This is a genomic window from Fibrobacter sp. UWH9, assembly GCF_900129715.1.
Lineage (GTDB): Bacteria > Fibrobacterota > Fibrobacteria > Fibrobacterales > Fibrobacteraceae > Fibrobacter.
Window position 1 is genome coordinate 81447 of sequence record NZ_FQWP01000012.1, and the last position, 19181, is coordinate 100627.

13 protein-coding genes and 1 pseudogene are annotated in these 19181 nt (G+C 45.0%); 6 read left to right on the forward strand and 8 right to left on the reverse strand.

Features of this window, described 5'->3' with window-relative positions; genetic code table 11:
• Positions 1 to 193 precede the first annotated feature (193 nt).
• The 3 genes from BUB94_RS10845 to BUB94_RS10855 form a co-directional block, all read right to left on the reverse strand.
• The gene (locus tag BUB94_RS10845) at positions 194 to 1216 is read right to left on the reverse strand and encodes a branched-chain amino acid aminotransferase (RefSeq protein ID WP_073236959.1); all 1023 of its coding nucleotides are present in this window, start codon (positions 1214 to 1216) and stop codon (positions 194 to 196) included.
• Positions 1217 to 1766: 550 nt separating this feature from the next.
• Positions 1767 to 2432, reverse strand: a complete 666-nt coding sequence (locus BUB94_RS10850; RefSeq protein ID WP_217653126.1) for a PDDEXK nuclease domain-containing protein — start codon at positions 2430 to 2432, stop codon at positions 1767 to 1769.
• Positions 2433 to 3018: 586 nt separating this feature from the next.
• Positions 3019 to 4107: a hypothetical protein gene (locus BUB94_RS10855; protein ID WP_139260205.1), complete on the reverse strand. Its 1089-nt coding sequence runs from the start codon at positions 4105 to 4107 to the stop codon at positions 3019 to 3021.
• A 233-nt stretch (positions 4108 to 4340) separates the two neighbouring features.
• On the opposite strand from BUB94_RS10855, the pseudogene BUB94_RS16855 reads away from it, so the two are divergent.
• The 4 genes and pseudogenes from BUB94_RS16855 to BUB94_RS10880 all read left to right on the forward strand — a co-directional run bounded on the left by BUB94_RS16855 (position 4341) and on the right by BUB94_RS10880 (position 8836).
• Positions 4341 to 5217: pseudogene (locus BUB94_RS16855) on the forward strand (virulence RhuM family protein).
• 215 nt (positions 5218 to 5432) lie between these two features.
• Positions 5433 to 6728 carry an aminotransferase class I/II-fold pyridoxal phosphate-dependent enzyme gene (locus BUB94_RS10865; protein WP_073236931.1) on the forward strand — a complete coding sequence of 432 codons (1296 nt, stop codon included), beginning with the start codon at positions 5433 to 5435 and terminating at the stop codon, positions 6726 to 6728.
• Between the two features lie 230 nt (positions 6729 to 6958).
• Positions 6959 to 8248 carry a citrate synthase gene (locus BUB94_RS10870; RefSeq protein ID WP_073160268.1) on the forward strand — a complete coding sequence of 430 codons (1290 nt, stop codon included), beginning with the start codon at positions 6959 to 6961 and terminating at the stop codon, positions 8246 to 8248.
• A gap of 90 nt (positions 8249 to 8338) precedes the next feature.
• Positions 8339 to 8836, forward strand: coding sequence for a hypothetical protein (locus BUB94_RS10880; RefSeq protein ID WP_139260206.1), 498 nt, complete (start codon positions 8339 to 8341; stop codon positions 8834 to 8836).
• 86 nt (positions 8837 to 8922) lie between these two features.
• Here the strand turns inward: BUB94_RS10880 and BUB94_RS10885 are convergent, their stop codons facing one another.
• The 4 genes from BUB94_RS10885 to BUB94_RS10900 all read right to left on the reverse strand — a co-directional run bounded on the left by BUB94_RS10885 (position 8923) and on the right by BUB94_RS10900 (position 16168).
• Positions 8923 to 11955 carry a glycoside hydrolase family 44 protein gene (locus BUB94_RS10885; protein WP_073236939.1) on the reverse strand — a complete coding sequence of 1011 codons (3033 nt, stop codon included), beginning with the start codon at positions 11953 to 11955 and terminating at the stop codon, positions 8923 to 8925.
• 80 nt (positions 11956 to 12035) lie between these two features.
• Positions 12036 to 12233: a hypothetical protein gene (locus BUB94_RS10890; protein WP_073236942.1), complete on the reverse strand. Its 198-nt coding sequence runs from the start codon at positions 12231 to 12233 to the stop codon at positions 12036 to 12038.
• 13 nt (positions 12234 to 12246) lie between these two features.
• Positions 12247 to 14223, reverse strand: a complete 1977-nt coding sequence (locus tag BUB94_RS10895) for an AlwI family type II restriction endonuclease (RefSeq protein WP_073236962.1) — start codon at positions 14221 to 14223, stop codon at positions 12247 to 12249.
• A 1-nt stretch (position 14224) separates the two neighbouring features.
• On the reverse strand, positions 14225 to 16168 hold the full coding sequence (locus BUB94_RS10900) for a Dam family site-specific DNA-(adenine-N6)-methyltransferase (protein ID WP_073160260.1): 1944 nt from the start codon (positions 16166 to 16168) through the stop codon (positions 14225 to 14227).
• Positions 16169 to 16905: 737 nt separating this feature from the next.
• Between BUB94_RS10900 and BUB94_RS10905 the strand changes: the two genes are divergently transcribed.
• Together BUB94_RS10905 and rhuM are read left to right on the forward strand one after the other, a co-directional pair.
• On the forward strand, positions 16906 to 17412 hold the full coding sequence (locus tag BUB94_RS10905; RefSeq protein WP_073160258.1) for a KilA-N domain-containing protein: 507 nt from the start codon (positions 16906 to 16908) through the stop codon (positions 17410 to 17412).
• A gap of 43 nt (positions 17413 to 17455) precedes the next feature.
• A complete protein-coding gene (gene rhuM, locus BUB94_RS10910) occupies positions 17456 to 18397 on the forward strand; it encodes a RhuM family protein (protein ID WP_073160256.1) in 942 nt (313 codons plus the stop codon).
• Positions 18398 to 18977: 580 nt separating this feature from the next.
• Here rhuM and BUB94_RS10915 read toward each other — a convergent pair.
• Positions 18978 to 19181 (reverse strand): transposase (locus BUB94_RS10915; protein WP_139259115.1); only part of this gene is annotated, 204 nt, incomplete at its 5' end.

Here is a 19181-nt window from a genome sequence, read left to right on the forward strand (position 1 = left end):
TACCTCAAATACTCCTTACAGAGGTAGATATAACATTTTTACACCGCGTTGTAAGTTTTTCTTAAGAAAAAAGCGTCATAAAACAAGAAGCCCGCGACAACCATCGCGAGCTTTTTTCGTAAAGCCTCTAGCCACGTAGTGGCGACCTCATACCTCAAAGGCCAAAGGCCGCCCTCAAAGCGCGGCGACCTGATTACAGGTCGACCACTTCAGTCCAGCCGAACGGGTCTTCTGCTTCACCGAACTGGATAGCGGTGTACTTGGTGAAGAGTTCGGTGCAGACAGGACCCGGGTTTACGCCGTCACCATAGGTGAAGGTCTTGTTTGCAACGGGGTCCACGATCTTCTTGATCGGGGTAATCACAGCTGCGGTACCGCATTCAGCTGCTTCGCTGAAGTCAGCCAGTTCTTCGAAAGCCACCGGACGCTTTTCAACAGTGTAGCCCAGGTATTCGGCCAGCTGCTGCAGGCTCTTGTTGGTGATAGACGGCAAGATGGATTCGGACTTCGGGGTAATGTAGGACTTGCCCTTGATACCGAAGAAGTTTGCCGGACCGCATTCGTCGATGTACTTCTTTTCCTTGGCATCCAGATAGATGGTGCTGGAGTAGCCCAGCTTCTTGGCTTCTGCAAGAGACTGGAGGGAAGCAGCATAGTTACCGCCAACCTTCACAGTACCGGTACCCTGAGGAGCGGCGCGGTCGTAGTTACGGCTGATCATCATGTCAACGGGCTTGAAGCCGTCCTTGAAGTAGGGGCCAACCGGGCAGACGAACATCATGAACAGGTATTCGTCAGAAGGCTTCACGCCAACTTCTGCGCCAGTACCGATGAGGAGCGGACGGATGTAAAGGGTTGCGCCATGGCCGTACGGCGGAACGAAGCGAGCGTTCAGCTTGGTCACCAGGTGAGCCATTTCGCGGAAAAGTTCGATAGGCGGAACAGCCATGAGGACGCGGTTTGCAGTGCTCTGCATGCGCTTTGCGTTTTCATCCACGCGGAACAGACGGACCTTGCCATCCTTGCCGGTGTAAGCCTTCAGGCCTTCGAAACCTTCCTGACCGTAGTGGAGGCAGGTAGCGGCCATGTGGATGCTGATGTTCTTGTCGGAGGAAACTTCAATCTTGCCCCACTGACCATTGCGGTAGTAGCAACGAACGTTGTAATCGGTGTCGGAGTAACCGAAGGGGAGAGTCTTCCAATCGACATTATTCAAATCAATCTGCATATTTGCGACCTTTTATAAGGCGTCACAAGGCGCCAGAGTTAAAAATTTCTGTTTGAAATTTATAAAAGTTCACGTAATCGGCAACAAAAAATCATAAAAACCCTGTGATTTTTATGGCAAAACATTCAAGGGATACAAGTCGAAGGCTTTCAAATTCAACCCAAAGCCAAGGGCTTCATCGATTTAGCCTGTTTATGCTGATTTTACCCATAAATTGCCGAAAAGAATCGCATTTATAGGTAAAAATTCACGCTAAAGAAGAAAATTCTTGTAAAACACTCTTGGAAAGCCCCTGAATAAGGCCGTTTTTGGCCAAAAATACAGTTCATTTGCCCGAAAACGCCTCGTTTCATCACGCACAAACTAAAATCCTACCTATAAACACCAAAATTTTGGGAAATTTATAGGTAATTTCTTAAAAACCTAGGACCTTTCAGCATGTATTTTTTCAAAATCCTCACGGATCTGTTTAACTTCAGCGATCAGCTGTTCCTTGCTCGGCATGTAAAGTTTGAACTCACTTGCTAGAATGGTCTCGTTATCTTCGGGCAAGGTCATCTTCAAGGAGAATTCTTCTTTGCCTTGCGATAAAGGCAAAACCGTTTCCAAGTTCCAACAAGAAACGCTGCAGGTGATTGATGATGGCTGTTTCAAGATCCCTCTCGTAATATTCAGGGTTTCGTTCCAAGCCCAGGAATTCCAAGACCATGGGATCCTTGATAACTTCCTGAGGTGTGTCGGAACTCATCAAGAGACGTTCATAAAGCTGAGAATGAATCTGGCGTTCTAGTTCACGGCTGGTCCAGGCGTTATTGATCGTTTCCAGTTCATAATATTCACGTTTTTCAGGATCATCAATCTTAATCAAACCTCGATATTGCGTCCAGTTCAATTGCGAACGCACTGCGTTCGCAATTGGATACAGGGTATAAAAACGCCTGCACATTTCCAACTGACGCACAGAAAATCCGCTGCCATACTCCGGTTCCAGCTCCTTGGAAAGGTTTTTCAAGAGAAACGAACCATAATCAGCCCGTTTCTTGCCTTTCTGTTCCTCTACTTGAATGCGCCGCCCGATGTTCCAATACATTTGAACGCGGCAAAAATCTACGCTACGGACAGCATTCCTACGAGACTGCTCAATGATTCCGCGAATATCAAGAACAAAGCTCTTGTTAATAGTTTCAACACTTTTCTTTGTCATAAAGACCTCCTGCAATTAGGCATAGTTCAACACAGTTGTGCCATCGAATTTTCGACTTTTTCCTCAAATGTCGCCATAGTTTTATCCAGGCGGGAACGCCCCCGCAATAGCGCAGGGCGTTTTCGCCCTACATACTATAACACGTTTTGAACGTTGTAAAAATGGGAATCCTCTAGCTCTTTCAAAAAAAATGAAACCAATACTATTGATTCTTATTTTTCAATTTCTCTTTTACAAGCGAAAACATGGAGTTCATACTATTTAATAACGACTCGATTTCATTCGATTCCATTTACCGGAAAGATTTGCGATCGTCCAGCATCAATTTCTTGTCAATATCAAGATGACGGCAGTCTTCGTTTTGCTCCATTTTCTAAGATACCCTCTGATTGCAACTACTCAGCTAAAATAAATTCAATAAAAAAAGGGAATACTAAAAAGTTGCAGAAAAAAGAGTCCTATTTCGTCAATGGCACCCATCCCATTAAGAGCTCATCAAATGTCGTTATAGAGAACAAACAACCAATACTTCAACTAAAAGGAGTACGTTAAATAAAACTGCTAAATTAAAATTTGAGATTTTTGCCTATTCAAATTGGGTGACAATATCCAAGGCGCCACCTCGGCCATACTGATCCATATAGGTCAATTTCCACTGGACAGGATTTTCAGGGACCTTGTCAGAAATGTTGATTAGACGATAGGAAAACACCTTTGCATCTTCGGGGATTTTCCAGCCTTCACAAAGTCCAGCCATCATATCCGTTACATAAGAAGTTGACACTACTCCGCAGCCAAAATCATTAATCTCTGCTGTAATCGTTTGGTTGGAGATATCAAGTCCTCTATCTGGAGCATATTTCAGTTCACTGTAATATTCTACCATAAGTTTGTTGTAAGAAGACTTTTCACCTTGACCGGCCTCATAAATGTGCGCCTTCACGGCGTCCAACTCTTCCTTCGGGAATAAAGCCGAATAGTATTCCCGAGAATCCCCACGTCCCTTGATTCCTTGGCCATCGCGATAAAGTACAATTCCTTCAGGCAATCCATCCGCTTGCAATTGATAATTTCCTTCAAAATGAAATAAAGTTGAGCAAGGCTCGGCAGGTAAAACAGAGAGTTGTTCCAAGAAGCCATCCCTATCAAACTCGGGAATGTCTGCAAACGGAATGAATGTTGTAAGCGCGCTATCGCCAAAGTTTATATCCACCAGTCGCGTAATATTTGTACTGGCGTGGAAGTACTCACTATAGGCGCCGTCCTTGTCTCTTGCGCTAACGCCAAGAATCCCATAACTTTGCGGGATACGAATTTCACCACCATCATAGGCAATACAGGAACGTTGTTCACAAAGAAACTTTCCTTCAGCTTCAAAGCGGCATTCGTCTCCGTTGAAGTACCCGGTGTCCAAGGACATGTCTGCGCGGGGATACAGGAATCGATAAATGGTCAGACGAGAGGAATCCACCATATCTTCACGCAACCAGACGAAGCTGCTGGATGAATTCGCTACAGGCTCAAGGTTCGATGCCGACGAAAGGACCACACTGCTACTGGATTCTTCGACTTCGGCGGAGCCTTCGCTCAGAATGACGCTGGAGGAACTGCCCGCCCCCTCGTCCGTAGCGCTGGAGCCATTATCGTCGCCGCAGGCAATAAGCATTGTTGCCACGAACAACAGCATAGCGAGCTGAGCGACACGCGGTTTTGCGCTCAGAATAGTTCGCAGGCGGCCTATATTCATATGTTCTCCTAATTTATTCCCTTTTCTCAAAAAAAATATAGTCAAAAAACACAGACTGTCATAATTTGACTTTTGCAATTTGTATATTTATCCCAGCCGGAAACGCCGGTTTTTATTACATCCCCCGACAGGGGCCCGCGAGTTTCCTCGCATCATGGGAAATGCGTTCCTCGGAGTTTCCGATGGAAAATCAACCGGAAAAAGCGCCTGAAAAAGGCGAAATCATCGCCTACCATGCCGATGGTGAATTGCATCTTGATGTCCGTCTCGAAAACGAAACCGTATGGCTGACACAGGCTCAAATTGCAGAGCTATTTGGCACAAAACGGCCCGCAATTACAAAACACTTAAAAAACATCTACGCATCTCAGGAACTAGATGAACATAGCACATGTTCCGTTTTGGAACATATGGGTAATGCAAGCCAACAGGTTTACGAAACGAAATACTACAATCTTGATGCGATATTATCCGTCGGATATAGGGTAAACAGCAAAAATGCAACCCTTTTTCGTCGCTGGGCAAACCAAGTCCTTAAAAACCACCTTCTCAAAGGCTACAGCATCAACCAGCGTTTGATGCTTTCCGAGCAACGCATTGACCAGCAGCTAGTCAATCACGAGAACCATCTACAATCTCACGACAATCGGCTTGATGCTCTCGAAAAGCAAGTAGATTTCTTTGTCAAGCTAAACACGCCTCCCACAGAAGGCGCAATTCCTGCGAAATCCTGGTGGTGCGGCTACGAATTCGCAGCCCAGCTCGTCCGTTCAGCAAAACAAGAAATCATTATCATCGATCCCTATGCAGACGACAGGACTCTACGACTCCCGGCAAAATCTATTAAACCGTCAAAACCCCACCGTACAGGTCCTGAATATTCGAGATGTTCACGACCGTTTTATCATCGTCGACGACATAGTCTATCACGTAGGAGCATCCATAAAGGATTTGGGCAACAAATTGACCGCATTTTCTGTTTTAGAATTTTTGACGAAAGAGCAATTGCTGAACATGATTCCTCTACAATCAACTTGATTTGCCGGGGGCGTTGCGGGGGAGCCCCCCCCCCCTAAAAAATCACATTTTTCTTACAAACAAATATTGTAATACGATTTGTGAAAAAGACGAACATTTTTTTGCCGTTTTTGGGCTGTTTTTGTGTTCGCGGAAGTCCCCTCCTACCTTGCGAGTGGGGTCAAAAAAAACTAAATTGCCCCCGGTTAAACTAATTTTTCAACAGGACACGAAAAATGAACTACAATCCTCTCGCAGTTGCCTTGAACGCCGAACTTTCCGCAAACGGCTGCAAGGTCCTCGATATGCTCTCTGAACAGGGCAAGGCCATTTTCTTCCCCCGCAAGGGTATTCTTGGCCAGGGTGCCGAAGCTAAGGGCTCCGACATCAACGCTACCATCGGTACCGCTCTCGAAGACGACGGTTCTCCGCTGGTTCTGGATTGCGTTCTCAAGTCCCTGAACCTCCCCAAGAACTCCTTCCTCTACGCCCCCAGCTTCGGTAATCCGGACCTGCGTAAGGCATGGAAGGAACAGGTCATCAAGAAGAACCCCACCCTCGCTTCCAAGCAGTTCAGCAACCCGGTGGTCACCTGCGCTCTGACCCACGCTATCAGCTGCGCCGGCTACCTCTTCCTGGACGCCGGTGACGAAGTCATCATTCCGGACCTGTACTGGGACAACTACGAACTGGTTTTTGAAAACGCCCGCGGCGCAAAAATCAAGACTTTCAATACCTTCAAGAACGGTGGTTTCGACACCGAAGCTCTCAAGGCAGCCCTCGCTGCAGGCAAGAGCGACAAGAAGGTCGTGCTCCTGAACTTCCCCAACAACCCCACCGGCTATACCGCTACCGAAACCGAAGCCGTGGAAATCGCAAAGATCCTTACCGAATGCGCAGCTGCAGGTAACAAGGTTGTGGCTCTGATGGACGACGCATACTTCGGACTGGTTTACGAAGATGGCGTCACCCGCGAATCCCTCTTTACAAAGATTGTAGACGCACACGAAAACCTCCTGGCTGTGAAGCTGGACGGTCCTACCAAGGAAGACTACGTCTGGGGTTTCCGCGTTGGTTTCATGAGCTTCGGCTTCAAGGGTGCAACTGAAGCACAGCTGAAGGCTCTGGAAGACAAGGCCGCCGGTACTGTCCGTGGCAACATCTCTAACGGCCCGTCCATCAGCCAGAAGATTCTTCTCGCCGCCTACCAGTCTGCAGAATACGATGCACAGAAGGCTGAAAAGTACGCAACCCTCAAGAAGCGCTACGATATCATCAAGGAAGTCCTCGCTTCCCATCCGGAATACGCAGAAGCCTTCGAAGCCATGCCCTTCAACAGCGGTTACTTCATGTGCGTAAAGCCCAAGGGCGTCGACGCCGAAGAACTCCGCCAGAAGCTCATCAAGGATTACAGCACCGGCACCATCATGCTGAGTGGTCTTATCCGTCTGGCCTTCTCCGCAGTGCCTACCGAAAAGCTCGGCAAGCTCTTCGACAACATCTACAAGGCTGTGAAGGACCTGCAGAAGTAAGAGCGAAGCCATGAGGCTTTGAGGTATGAGGTCGGGCCTTCGGCCCTTTGAGGTTAGAGTCCGACTTCATTGCTTTAGTTTCATGGCATGGATTTTGCATAAGTACTTTGTGTTAGCTATCTTTGCAAAACACATTTTACGATGAACAAAAAGGTTTTGGCAAGAGGCCTCGCCCCTCAAAGCGAGCATCGCGAGCGACCTCACACCTCAAACCTCACACTGGAGGATCAATGTCCGACAACGCAATACTGAACTACAACGGAAAGAGCTTCGAGCTCCCCGTCTGTGAAGGTACTGAGAACGAACACGGTCTCGACATCAGCAAGCTCCGCAAGGAATCTGGCCTTGTAACGCTTGACTACGGTTACCTGAACACCGGTAGCACCAAGAGCTCTATCACCTACGTGAATGGTGAACAGGGCATTCTCCGCTATCGCGGTTACGCCATCGAAGACTTGGCTGAAAAGGCCACCTTCCCGGAAACTGCATGGCTCCTGATTTACGGCGAACTGCCCACATCTCAGCAGCTGTCCCATTTCCGCACCTTGCTGACCGAAAACGCACTCCTCCACGAAAACCTGCTGAGCTTCTTCCGTCAGATGCCGCCTAACGCCCACCCCATGGGTATCCTTAGCTCCATCGTGAACGCCGTGGGCTTGTTCACCCCCCGCTTCTACGACGACGAAAACATCGCCAGCGCTTTCGAACTCACAACCGCAGGTCTTATTTCCAAGATCCGCACCATTGCAGCCTTCTCCTACAAGGCTAGCATCGGTGAACCGTTTGTGTACCCGGAAGCAGAACGCAGCTATTGCAGTAACTTCCTGAACATGATGTTCAGCAGTAAGGCTCGTCCTTACCACCCGGATCCGATTATGGAAAAGGCTCTGAACACCTTGCTCATCGTTCACGCCGACCACGAACAGAACTGCTCCACTTCTACCGTGCGTATGGTGGGCAGCTCCCAGGCTAACCTTTACGCTTCTATCTGCGCAGGCATTTGCGCCCTGTGGGGTCCCCTCCACGGCGGTGCTAACCAGGCTGTGCTTGAAACTTTGCTCCGCATCCAGGAAAGCGGCATGACCATCGACCAGGTCATGGCCAAGGCCAAGGACAAGAACGACCCGTTCCGTCTTTCCGGTTTCGGTCATCGCGTCTACAAGAGCTACGACCCTCGCGCCAAGGTTCTTAAGAAGCTGATGTACCAGGTCTTCGAACGCGAACACGTTCACGACCCGCTGCTGGACATCGCCCTGAAGCTTGAAGAAGCCGCCCTGAAGGATGAATACTTCATCGAACGTAAGCTGTACCCCAACGTGGACTTCTACTCCGGTATTCTGTACCGCGCCATGGGCATCCCCACCGACATGCTGACAGTGATGTTCGCTATCGGTCGTCTGCCCGGCTGGATTGCCCACTGGAAGGAAATGCACGACGATCCCAACTCCAAGATTAACCGTCCCCGCCAGATTTACACTGGTTTCAACGCAAGACCTTGGGTGGACCGCGAAGCTCGCTAAAAACGTTGCAACAGCACCCTTATCAAAAAGCTGCAGTTTATTAAGCTGCGGCTTTTTTTTATTTTGAGATTATCAGCCAAGAAAATGAAGATGAAAATTTTATCCCTTATATCAACAATCGCCCTTTGCGTATTGGCAGGCTGTTCCGACGACAGTTCATCCCCGTCAAACAGCACCAACGGCAACAATATTGAAAACTCCTGCACGGAATCCCCCATGACGGTGGAAGTAATGAAAACCCTTCTTGAAAGTTTCAAATTTTCCACCACAACACCGGGCGTAGAAACCCTTGACGCAGAAACTCCCATGTATAAGGTTTCTCACAAGGAATTCAATACCGCCATGTGCGACACCACCTACCCAGCCATCATGCAGGCTGCCGGATGGACAGAAGAGGCTTCAGAATCCGTAGGCTCAGGAAACTTCGTTTCATTCGTGGGCTACCGCTACATCAAGAAATATGGTTGTACCGACATAGCCGTCTCCTTCATATGCCGGGACGGCATCGAAACCGGGACCACAAACTTTTATGTAGAATACCTGAAGAACGCACGCAAGGAACATTTATTCGTAGGAACATACGAATAAGCACTGCAAAATACAATTCTTGAAAAGAAAATCCGAGCTTTTGCAGCCCGGATTTTTTATTTAAAGTTCTTCCGAAACCGTGAAATTTACCGCAATCTTCTCAGGCCCTTGGGCATGGGAACTTCCTTCCCGTCTTCCTGCAGCAGGTAGATGTTGTCGAGGCTGATGAAACCCTTGCCACTCCAGCGGGCACGGAAGGCGAAGTTCTTGATTTGCCTCGGATCCAGCTGGGGAACGTTCTTGCCCCAACCTTCCTGGCTCATGTTTTCCCAGATGAGGGTGTCACGGACCCAGTTGCCGCGGGTGTTTTTCAGACGGACCATAAACTCGTCGTAATCCTTCACCTGTTCCGACATAATCTGCAGTTCGATGTAACCGTCGGGATTGTTGTGGTTGGTGGAGTAATCGAAGACAATGCCCACGGAGTTCTTCACTTCGGGAGGCAGCACATAGTAAGCGCCGGAGTAGTTGGGCCAACCCAGTTCAGGAGGTTGCTCAATAATCCAGTCATGACGGATATAACCACCCAGGGGCGGATTGCCGTTATAGACCTTGGCGTCCATGGAAGTGGCGTTATCGCCATTCACCACGGGGAACCAATCCACGGCATCAATACCGTTGTCGAAGTTCTGCATGCAGCTGGTGGTGCGGTAGGCGCCGCGGACACGGAAGGGAATTTTTTGCACAACTTTCTTGCCGCCAAGACCTGTAACCGTCAATTCCATTTCCGGAAGCTTTTCCGTTGCGGCGGTAATCTTTGCAGTTTCCGGCACAGGGACCTTCACATGGAAGCTTTCGATGGACGCGTTCCACTTGCCGTCATCGGGCGTAATATTCACCGTCTTGGAACCGCCCTTGGGGCCAAAATCAGGAATCTTAATGGATGCGCCAGTAATTTCACCATCCTGCTGGGAGACTGTCCCAAACAAGTCCAGGGTATCGCCACGCATCATGACCTTCTTTTCAAGAGCTGCGGCAAGGACTACAGGCGTTGCGGCATTCTTTGCGGAGGCCTTGTCAGCCCCAACAACGCGGGGATTGATTTGCACCACCGCCATACCGAAAGGAGGAATCATAACATCGCGGGACTTTGCCGGATTCAGGCGGCGGCCACTGGGCCCCATTTTCGGATAGGGATAGGCATTCTTGCCATCACCAATCCACTTGAACTGATCCTCGCCAAACACGTCCACTTCAATGCGGGAATTTTCCTTCTTGGATCCCACGGAAGCGCGATCAATTTGTACAACCTGCGCAACGTCAGACAAATTTGCCAAAAGAACACGGGCCGAGTCGCCAACACCTGCAGCACCCTTCTTCGCCAAGGCATAAGCCACAACTTCAGAATTGGAACTTTCCACAGGAACCACAGCAAAGCCGTCTTCCAGGAACTGCTTGAAAGTCATATACACGCCGTAGTATTCCGCAGTAGGCTCCAGAGATTTCCACTTGTTCCAGGAACCTTCCTTCAGAAGGGCGGTCATACTGATGGTACCCCAAGTATCGTCCGGGCTCTTGAAGAGGTTGCCGAAAGCGTCCCAGGGCAGCACCTGCAAGCGGTCGCCAAAGCGCACCGCATGCTGCGCAAAAATCATGGCCATGGCCGTTGCCTGGGGGTAATCCATCAACAGGCTGTAACCCTGAACGTTGGTGCTGAATTCCGAAAGGAACACCCGACGCTTCTCTTCGCCAGAAGCAGAAGGAACCTTATCCACGCCAGGCAAGTGACGCTTCATCCAAACATCCAGCGTATCCATGTTGGGGCCCACATCCAGCATGGCCTTCAGCATGTCCTTGGCGTTGGCGCCATTGGGAGTCCAGTAAGGATAGTTATGCAAATCCACTGCATCCAGGTAGCGCTTGCCATCGGCAACTTCCGCCTCGCCTACAATGCGGAGGAATTCTTCCATCCAGTACTTTCCATCCAGAATGCCGGCGCCCTTTTGCATCATCTTGTGAGTACTGAGCAGCGGTCCATGCAAAATGATAGTGGGGTCCACCGCCTTCATGGCGCGAGCGTATTCCAAATAACGAGCCGCATAATGGCGGGCAGAAATGGGGCCAGATTCTTCCCATTCGCCGTCCAGTTCGTTACCGATTTCCCACTGCTTAATATTGTAACCCTTCACCTTGTTGGCGTAACGCACCCAGGCGGCAGCCTCCTTGGAAGTGCCCGTACCCGCGTTCACGCAAATCACAGCCTGGGCCGGCTTACCGTCGGCGGATTTCGGCAGCGTTCCCAGATACTTCATGAACTCTTCGAAATGCCAGGGAATGTTGGTCCAGTCGGTACGGGCCTTGTCGCCATTGCGGGTAGACATGGCATACATTTTGTATTCGTTACCAGCCAGCAAATCTTCGCCATTGCTGAACATCTTCATTTCGCGAATCTGCACGCCCTTGCCCGGCAAGTCCTGCAACTTAAAGCGGATCGCCACATAACGAGTGCGCACGGACTTTCCCTTGTACAAAGTTTCCGGGCCAGTCACCTTCACGTTGGCCTCCAACTTCAAATCGTTGGTCAATGCCTGATGCACGCCAGGATACTCCGCATAATCCGTAGTCCAGTATTCATACCGGAAAGCCTTGGGGCGCAAATCGCCCCAGCTAATCTGCAAGGAATCAATATTCTTCTTTTCGGGGAATTCCACCACAATCCAAGGCGGATCATTAGGATCCAGAATCTCGCCCCACCACATGGTTTCCATCTTGCCGTCGGCCAAATGACTGCGACGCACAAAACCGTAATTGTCCTTGGTGGTACCGCGGTAAATGGTTTCGCCCAAGAAACCCGGCGCATACTTGCCTTCTTCTTCCGTAGTAATCCAAAGGCCTGTGCTATCGTACTTGCCAATACCATTCCAGTGGTAATCATTACTCAAGCTGCCGTTAGGGAAGCGGAACAAAGTGTAACCGCCATCCACCAGGGCGTCGGTCATATCGTAATAACGGCTAGGCGGATTCCAGATGGCCAAATCCGCAGACATCATATTATTCTTGTTGATCACCACACCCGGCTTGGTATCATCCACCTTAATCACCGTCTGTGCCGCCTGGGCGGTACCCGCCAATCCAAGAGCAGCAATCATTGCCGCCGACAAAAAAAATTTCTTTTTCATAAAACTTTTCGGATTTTAATTATTTCAGATTTTATAATAACAATCTAAAAATAAATTCTTTAATAAAATCCGAGAAGCCATTATTCGGCAGTTAAAGCAATAGATTTTTGTTCAATCATTTCATCCGATACAGAAGACTTTTCAATTTTTGACAATTCTTCCTTCACAACTTCCGCCAACTTGAATTGAGCAATTTCGTTGCGGCGGTAGTTTCGCATTACGGACTTTACATCCAGCTGGATGCCAACGATTTTGTGGTAAGGTTTAGAATTGTCCATCCGATCGTTTTGTTTATGCGCAATTTACGATTCTGTTCTTTAATTCCTCGTACCATTCTTTCGGGTTTAATTCGCTTTCAAATAAGTCACTACACATTTTATATAGAGAACCATATTTTAAATTTTTCTGAAGAATGGCAATCAACAAGTCCGTTTCCATTGGCGAGATTTTCATACCTGAAATTTCACCGCCGCCATTTCCATAATACGGCTGATTTATTCTCATTCGGAAATCAGAAATTACATTTAGGTGTAAAAAATTTGTTAGGAAGATGCAGTACGCATTTGACTTATTGTTATTGCACAAATACTCCCCTAAATGGCGAGATACTGGTTCCATTTCCATTCTTCGTTGATTTGTTGAATCGGCCAATGTAGCTTCGATTAATAGGTCATGCTTGGGATAATCCTTTGTTGCGGGATATTTATAAACAATATCAGCTTCACCACCACCTGCATGCGTTTTGGGCATCAAATCAGCCTCTAAAGAAAGATTCATATATTTCAGTACATCGCCCTGGCGTTCACTGATTTGATACCATGCAATTGCAAGAACATATTCAAATAGTGTTGGAGCGTCAGCTCCGTCAGTTGTAAGTTTTTGTATTTCCTTATCATTTCTTTCTTTAAATAATTGAAGTAAATGAATAATTTTTTCGGATGTGAATTTTTCGTCGACAAGTTTATTAAATCTTTTATATCGTTCATCATAAACAAGTGTTTTTGCTTGAGAAGCATCAGAAACCTTAACATCAAACAAATTACCGAGCGAATCTAAAATACATGCCTGGTCGACATTTAGGAACGGAGAAATTTCTTTTAAGGATTTCAATTCCTCCAAATTATTTGAGGCTTTAAAAGCTAAATCAAAAAAACGATCGTCAACATTATCAAAGAAAGCCTTAGGAAGTACATCAAATTCTACTATTGAATCTGAATAAATGACAGTGTCGGTTACTTTAAAGTAACGTCGATTTAAATCGGAATAGTCATCTAAAGATCTCTTCGCCTTAAAAAGATGCATTTGTTTAAAAAATTTCGTCTTGAAATCCCTTTCGTTATGACAATCCGTAAATAAATTTGCTCGTAAATGCGCAAAGGGATTGCTTTTTTTTGCCGATTTCAATGAAGAATCAAACAAAAGATTGCGCCAATATGTAGCGACATTTTTCAGTTTAGATTTTTCAAAAAGTTCTATAATAGCTCGGTCAGACATATCGTTTTCTACATAGCATTTTTTCAAAGCCATGTATAACGGATAATACTGGGCATCGTACGCTCTACTTTTTCTGTTCATTCCAATCTGCGTTAATACATCTACATCAACACTGGAGATATTTAGAAAATAGTTTAACGCCGATTTATAATTGTCCATTTTCATAAACACATTGATGATAGCCTTGTCTATCGAAATTGTTTGCTTTCGATGCTTTTCAACAAGATCTTCAATGTCAAGAGTACTTTCTTTATCAATACATAAAGGAAGTAAATATGCAAATTCCTCCCATGTGAGATATCCAAATTTCTTTAAAAATTTACACAGTATGACAAAAGGACGAATTTTTAAATTTGCGTCATAACTTTTCAGCAACTGCAAGAAATAAACAAAACTATCTTTGGGAATCTGCAAAAAATTATCAGTTTCAAAATCACCTTCATTTGATATTTTTAATAGATATCGACCAACCGGCGTTAAATGTCGTTCATCATTTAATAAACCGATGTCTACAAGACCTGATGTTTTTTCTCGCGCATCTTTATCTTTTCTTTCCGCATTACCTTCAATGAAATTTTCTTGTTTCAGAAAATTATAATAGGACTCCTGCAATAATTGGTTTGAATTCCATCGAGCATTTGCGTTACTAGGCAGTTTCCAGAATTGGTCAATCAACTGAAGTTGGCGTTCAATCATAAGATTAAAATTGGCCATTCGGAAGCTTGTAGTTCCTAAACTCCAATAATATGACTTAAAAGCAAAACGATCTTCCATGCTATACCTCATAATTGACAATGAGAACTTCTCTAGTTTTTTTGTTTGTATTTTTTGCGTGATAATTGGAGTTGCTGTAATCCTTATTGAGATCAATCACCGCATATTCTGGATGCTCCAAAAGCCATTTTTCTAGAACCAAATTGTGTAAGCCTTTATGTTCTAAAACATTGGATAACGCAAATTTTACGTTCTTTTCATTAACTTTATTCAATAATGCAAGTAAGAGTGTTTCCTGTTCTTCATTCCAACCGTTCTGTTCGTTATACGAAGCACAGGATATAAGATATGGGGGATCCGCATAAACAAAAGATTCTTCCGTTAGTTCGTCTAAAGAAACTGATGAAAAATCAACACTTTGAAATTCATAATTTCCGGATTGAAGTCTTTCCATGAAAGACTTCAATTTCATTTGCATTTTTTTATTAAAATCCCTCTTGCCAACAGGAAGATTAAACTCTCCCTTTGCATTAAAGCGAACTTGATTGTTGAATGCATAAACAATCAAAACAAATAGTTGTAAAAAAAAGTATGTATCTCTTTTTTTGTTGTTATTGAAAGATTTCTTTAAATCATTAAAACCGGAACGATTGTACTTTGCCAAACCCTGTTGACTATTACATGCGTAAAAATCATAACCATTTTTTGATACTAACGAAAGGTTGTAACAGTCAATTATTTTAAAAATTTGTTCAAACACAACATCGATTGAATTTTCTCTCAATGTTTTTAACAATCCGACAAGTAATTCACATTTGTCATTGAAAATCACTTTCTTACAGTTTATGTTTATTCCAACATTGCACCCACCGCAAAACAGATCTAGGGCAACATCAATTTTCCGAGGGAAAAGCGGAAGCAATTGAGAGAGCAGCTTAAATTTACCTCCGGTATAATTTAATGCGGATGGAATAAGCTCTTTAGAAGGATGGCAAATGCAAAGAAATAAACGTTCTTCATTATCACTAATGTCAGATTTTCCAGCGCTGAACGCCTTATATTCCTCTGAGAAAACCTTTACCTCGCCTTTCTTGCCTAAAATTCTTAATATGTCACTATCGGATATTTTGGCGTTTGAACGATCGTTACCTTTTTCCGCCATATTGTTATACGAAAGAAGGATGTATTTGGCATGAATGTTTTCCACCAAATTTTCAAAAGCTGTTGTCGCATTTTTTGTGCAATAATCGCTTTTCAAATTTGAGCGATCCATTTTTCTTGCAATGCCAGAGACTTCGGGTTTTTCCCACCGAGCTACATTTTCCAATATATGGTAAGCGTCGCAATATTGTCGTGAATTATAAGGCGGATCAACATAGACCAAATCAGCCTCTATCTTTCTCACAAGTTCATTTGTGTCTATGTTATAACAAGAGTTTCTCCTGCTCAATTTTTTTGTAAACGCAGGAACCAACATTTCAAGATGCTTATCGTATGAAACGCCCTTACGGTAGGCATCGTAATGACCGCAAGTATTGGCGATTTTATCCATTGCGTAAAGCAATGAGGTTATTAGTAAAGCTCGTTCTTTCTCATTAATTTGTTTGTTATGGTATTGAATTTCAATATCTTCTCGTATAAAACCGATTTTGCGACAATCATCGATAGAGAAAAAAGTGTTCCCAAAATTATGACTCATGTAATTATCTGGAAATTCAGACAATTCGTTGTACTTGCGAATAATGGATTTTACTTTTTTCCTTGAAAATCTTTGCGGACTAAACCAAGCAATATGGCAAATATGGTTGCTATAAAGAAAATCATTTACAACAAGATCTTTATCTAAAAAGGCCGAAGCAACGGATCCAGTCCCAGCAAAAATATCCGCTACAGTCTTGACATCTCTACATTCATTTTCAACAATCGTTTTTATAAAAGGCAGTAGTTTAAACTTGTTTCCCAAGTAACGTCTATTGTTTATAAAAAACGTTTTTTCTTTCGGCATAGCTTGCCCCTGAGAAAAGGTGAACGAGTTCACCCTCAGTCGGGAGCAAGAAACTGCGATGTCAAAACAAGCAAAGAAAACGCTCGTAAACGCACATGTGGATACACGCACGAATTCCCCGGGCACCGAATGGATACAGTACGCCCAGGGTACAGCATGGCCTATGCAACCATAGGTCAACGAACGTTTGTCTTATTCAATGGTTTTGAAAAGTGTCGAAGTTTTCAGCTGTAGAACAAGAGCAAACTCAGCAAGAGTCGTTCTTGTAGCATACTTCACACACATTTAAAGGAAAAAGGCGTGGAATTGAATGCATCTACCCAACTGAAGGCCTTCGACTGCCCAAAACCAAGTAAACACAAACAACCCACGCCCCAATTGCGTGCCGTAAACACGGCAGCAGATGCAATAGCATCTAAAGGGTCGTTTGCGTACAGGCAGATTTATCAAATATGCATATAGCAAAACGATGCCATCAAGCAAAGCCTGATAGCAAGCGTGAGCGTTCGTCTTGCACCGGGTTTTTGAAAAGTGTCGAAGTTTTCAGTTCGGAACAAGAGCAAAACTCTTTATGTACACGGGGAATATAGATAATCCAGCATGTCAGTAGGTGTCACTCAAATTTTTTCGGCGTCCCTATTGCCCATTTTTACAAAATTGGTTATATTTTGTTCACTAGAACATTTGTGCATTAAATTTGTGTTTTTATATCCAGCTTGTAACACAAAGGAGTAAATATGAGCAAGATTGAAGTTATGAATACCGAATATATTGGAGAATGGGAATCAATCTATAATCCAAATTTTAATTATACCGAATTCGGTACAATTAAAAATGCCGCCGGTTCCAACAATTTCGTTCTATCAACAAAACAGTGGATTCTCCAGACCAACGCAATCGGAATTATTGCTAAATCCGGAAGATACGGAGGAATCTACGCGCACCGCGATATCGCATACCATTTCGGAATGTGGATTAGTCCCAAATTTCAATTACTCATGGTAAAAGAATATCAGCGTCTCAAAGCAGCGGAGTGGCGCACTGCCAACCCTACACTACCGGGGAACGTCCGTGATTACGCGACGGTCAACCAACTGATTTGCCTCAGCAACATGGAATCGTTAAACTCCGTCTTGATCAACGAGGGTGTAACGCAAAGCGAACGCATAACAGAGCTGAACCAGATTGCAATTTCGCAGATGACAGTTTTGGAAAGTATCGGGCAAAACAAATTGCTGAAGTGAATTTTGTGTTTTTATATCCAGCTTGTAACACAAAGGAATAAATATGGAAGAGAAGAATGAAATCATCGTGTATCAGCCCGAGGGCGGCGAATTTCACATTGAAGCGCGTTTGGATCAAGATACTGTATGGCTAAATCGCCAACAAATGGCAGTTCTATTCGGTAGAGATGTCAAAACAATTGGAAAGCATATTAATAACGCCTTGAAGGAAGAATTGCGAGGACTTCCAACTGTCGCAAATTTTGCGACAGTTCAAGAAGAAGGTGGGAGAAAAGTCTCAAGAAATGTTGAGCATTACACTCTTGACATGATTTTATCTGTAGGTTATCGGGTTAAATCGCAAAATGGTATTTTATTTCGCCAATGGGCCAACCAGGTTCTCAAGGAACATCTTCTGCGCGGAGCAAGTGTAAACCAACGCTTTATGCTGACTGAAGAACGAGTTGACAGGCAACTGATTAATCACGAAAAACGTTTGGACGAACTTGACACAAAAGGCATGGAAACGAGCTCTCGCCTAGCCACTCTCGAAAAGCAGGTGGACTTTTTCGTCAAGGCAAACCTACCTCCCAGTGAGGGCATCCTGAATGCAAAATCCTGGTGGAGTGGGTATGAATTTGCCTGCCAGCTGGTGCGTTCCGCAAAGGAAGAAATCATCGTCATTGATCCTTTCGCAGATGATGTCGCACTCTCACTTGTTGCCAAGAAGTCTGCGGGTGTAAATGCGTTTGTCTATTCCGGGCATGTAAACCGACATCTGCGAGAGGAAGAAGAACGACTGAATCGTCAATTCCCAACTGTTAAACTCGAAGGCATGCAGAATGTTCATGACAGGTTCATCATTGTGGACGAGACGGTTTATCACATCGGTTCATCCATCAACGAACTCGGGAAAAAATTGACCGCATTCTCCGTGCTGAATTTCGTTTCAAAGCAGCAACTGCTGGAAATGGTGTCGCAGGCGTCTGGAAAGAAGAACTGCTAATTTTTTTGGGGGGGCGAATTCGACCCCTATTAATGGAAACTATAGAGATATTGCGTTTGTAATAAATGTGGCGAATTCGCCATATTTTAAAGAGGTCGAATTTGACAACTTTATGAAGATTTATCGCAATGTTACTGATTTCCGTTATATTAACAAATTCTTGACGCGTTCTAAAATCACGTTAAACCCATTGAATTCGAGGAGTTTAAATGGGTCTTAATCAATTGTGACACAAGATAGGAGGCAATCATTTCTTTGAAGTTAAGAATCACAGGACGCGGGGGTCCGAAATTTTCGCAGCCTTTGACTTTGTCGCCATACTGTACTTTTCAGAAATCAAGGCAATCTCGGGGACATCGTGATAGAAAAAATATCGAACGAGAACAGTCTCGTTGTGTAAGATTCCGTTTTTTACGTTGTTGCAAAGCGTTTAGAAATTCTCAACGAAACATTTGAAGATCCGCCCTCCATATTTTCACAACCTATGGATTTAGCGTATTTTCATAAGAGGTAATTACCAAAACATTGGGTGCGAATATGAATAAGAAAATCGAGGCATCATCAACATGTGTGGAAGCATTTAGGCAGCCTTGCTAGATGATTCTCTCGATTCCGATTCCCATTCGTAGGCTATCTGTACATCTACATAGGAACAGCTCAGCATTATCAGCGACAGCATGTTGTTCATGTTCCTGAAGCCATAGGCAGTCCGTATCAGTAGCTTTATCTTGTTGTTCGTCGCCTCGATCCTTGCGTTTGACACGCCCAGCCTGATTGTGTTGAG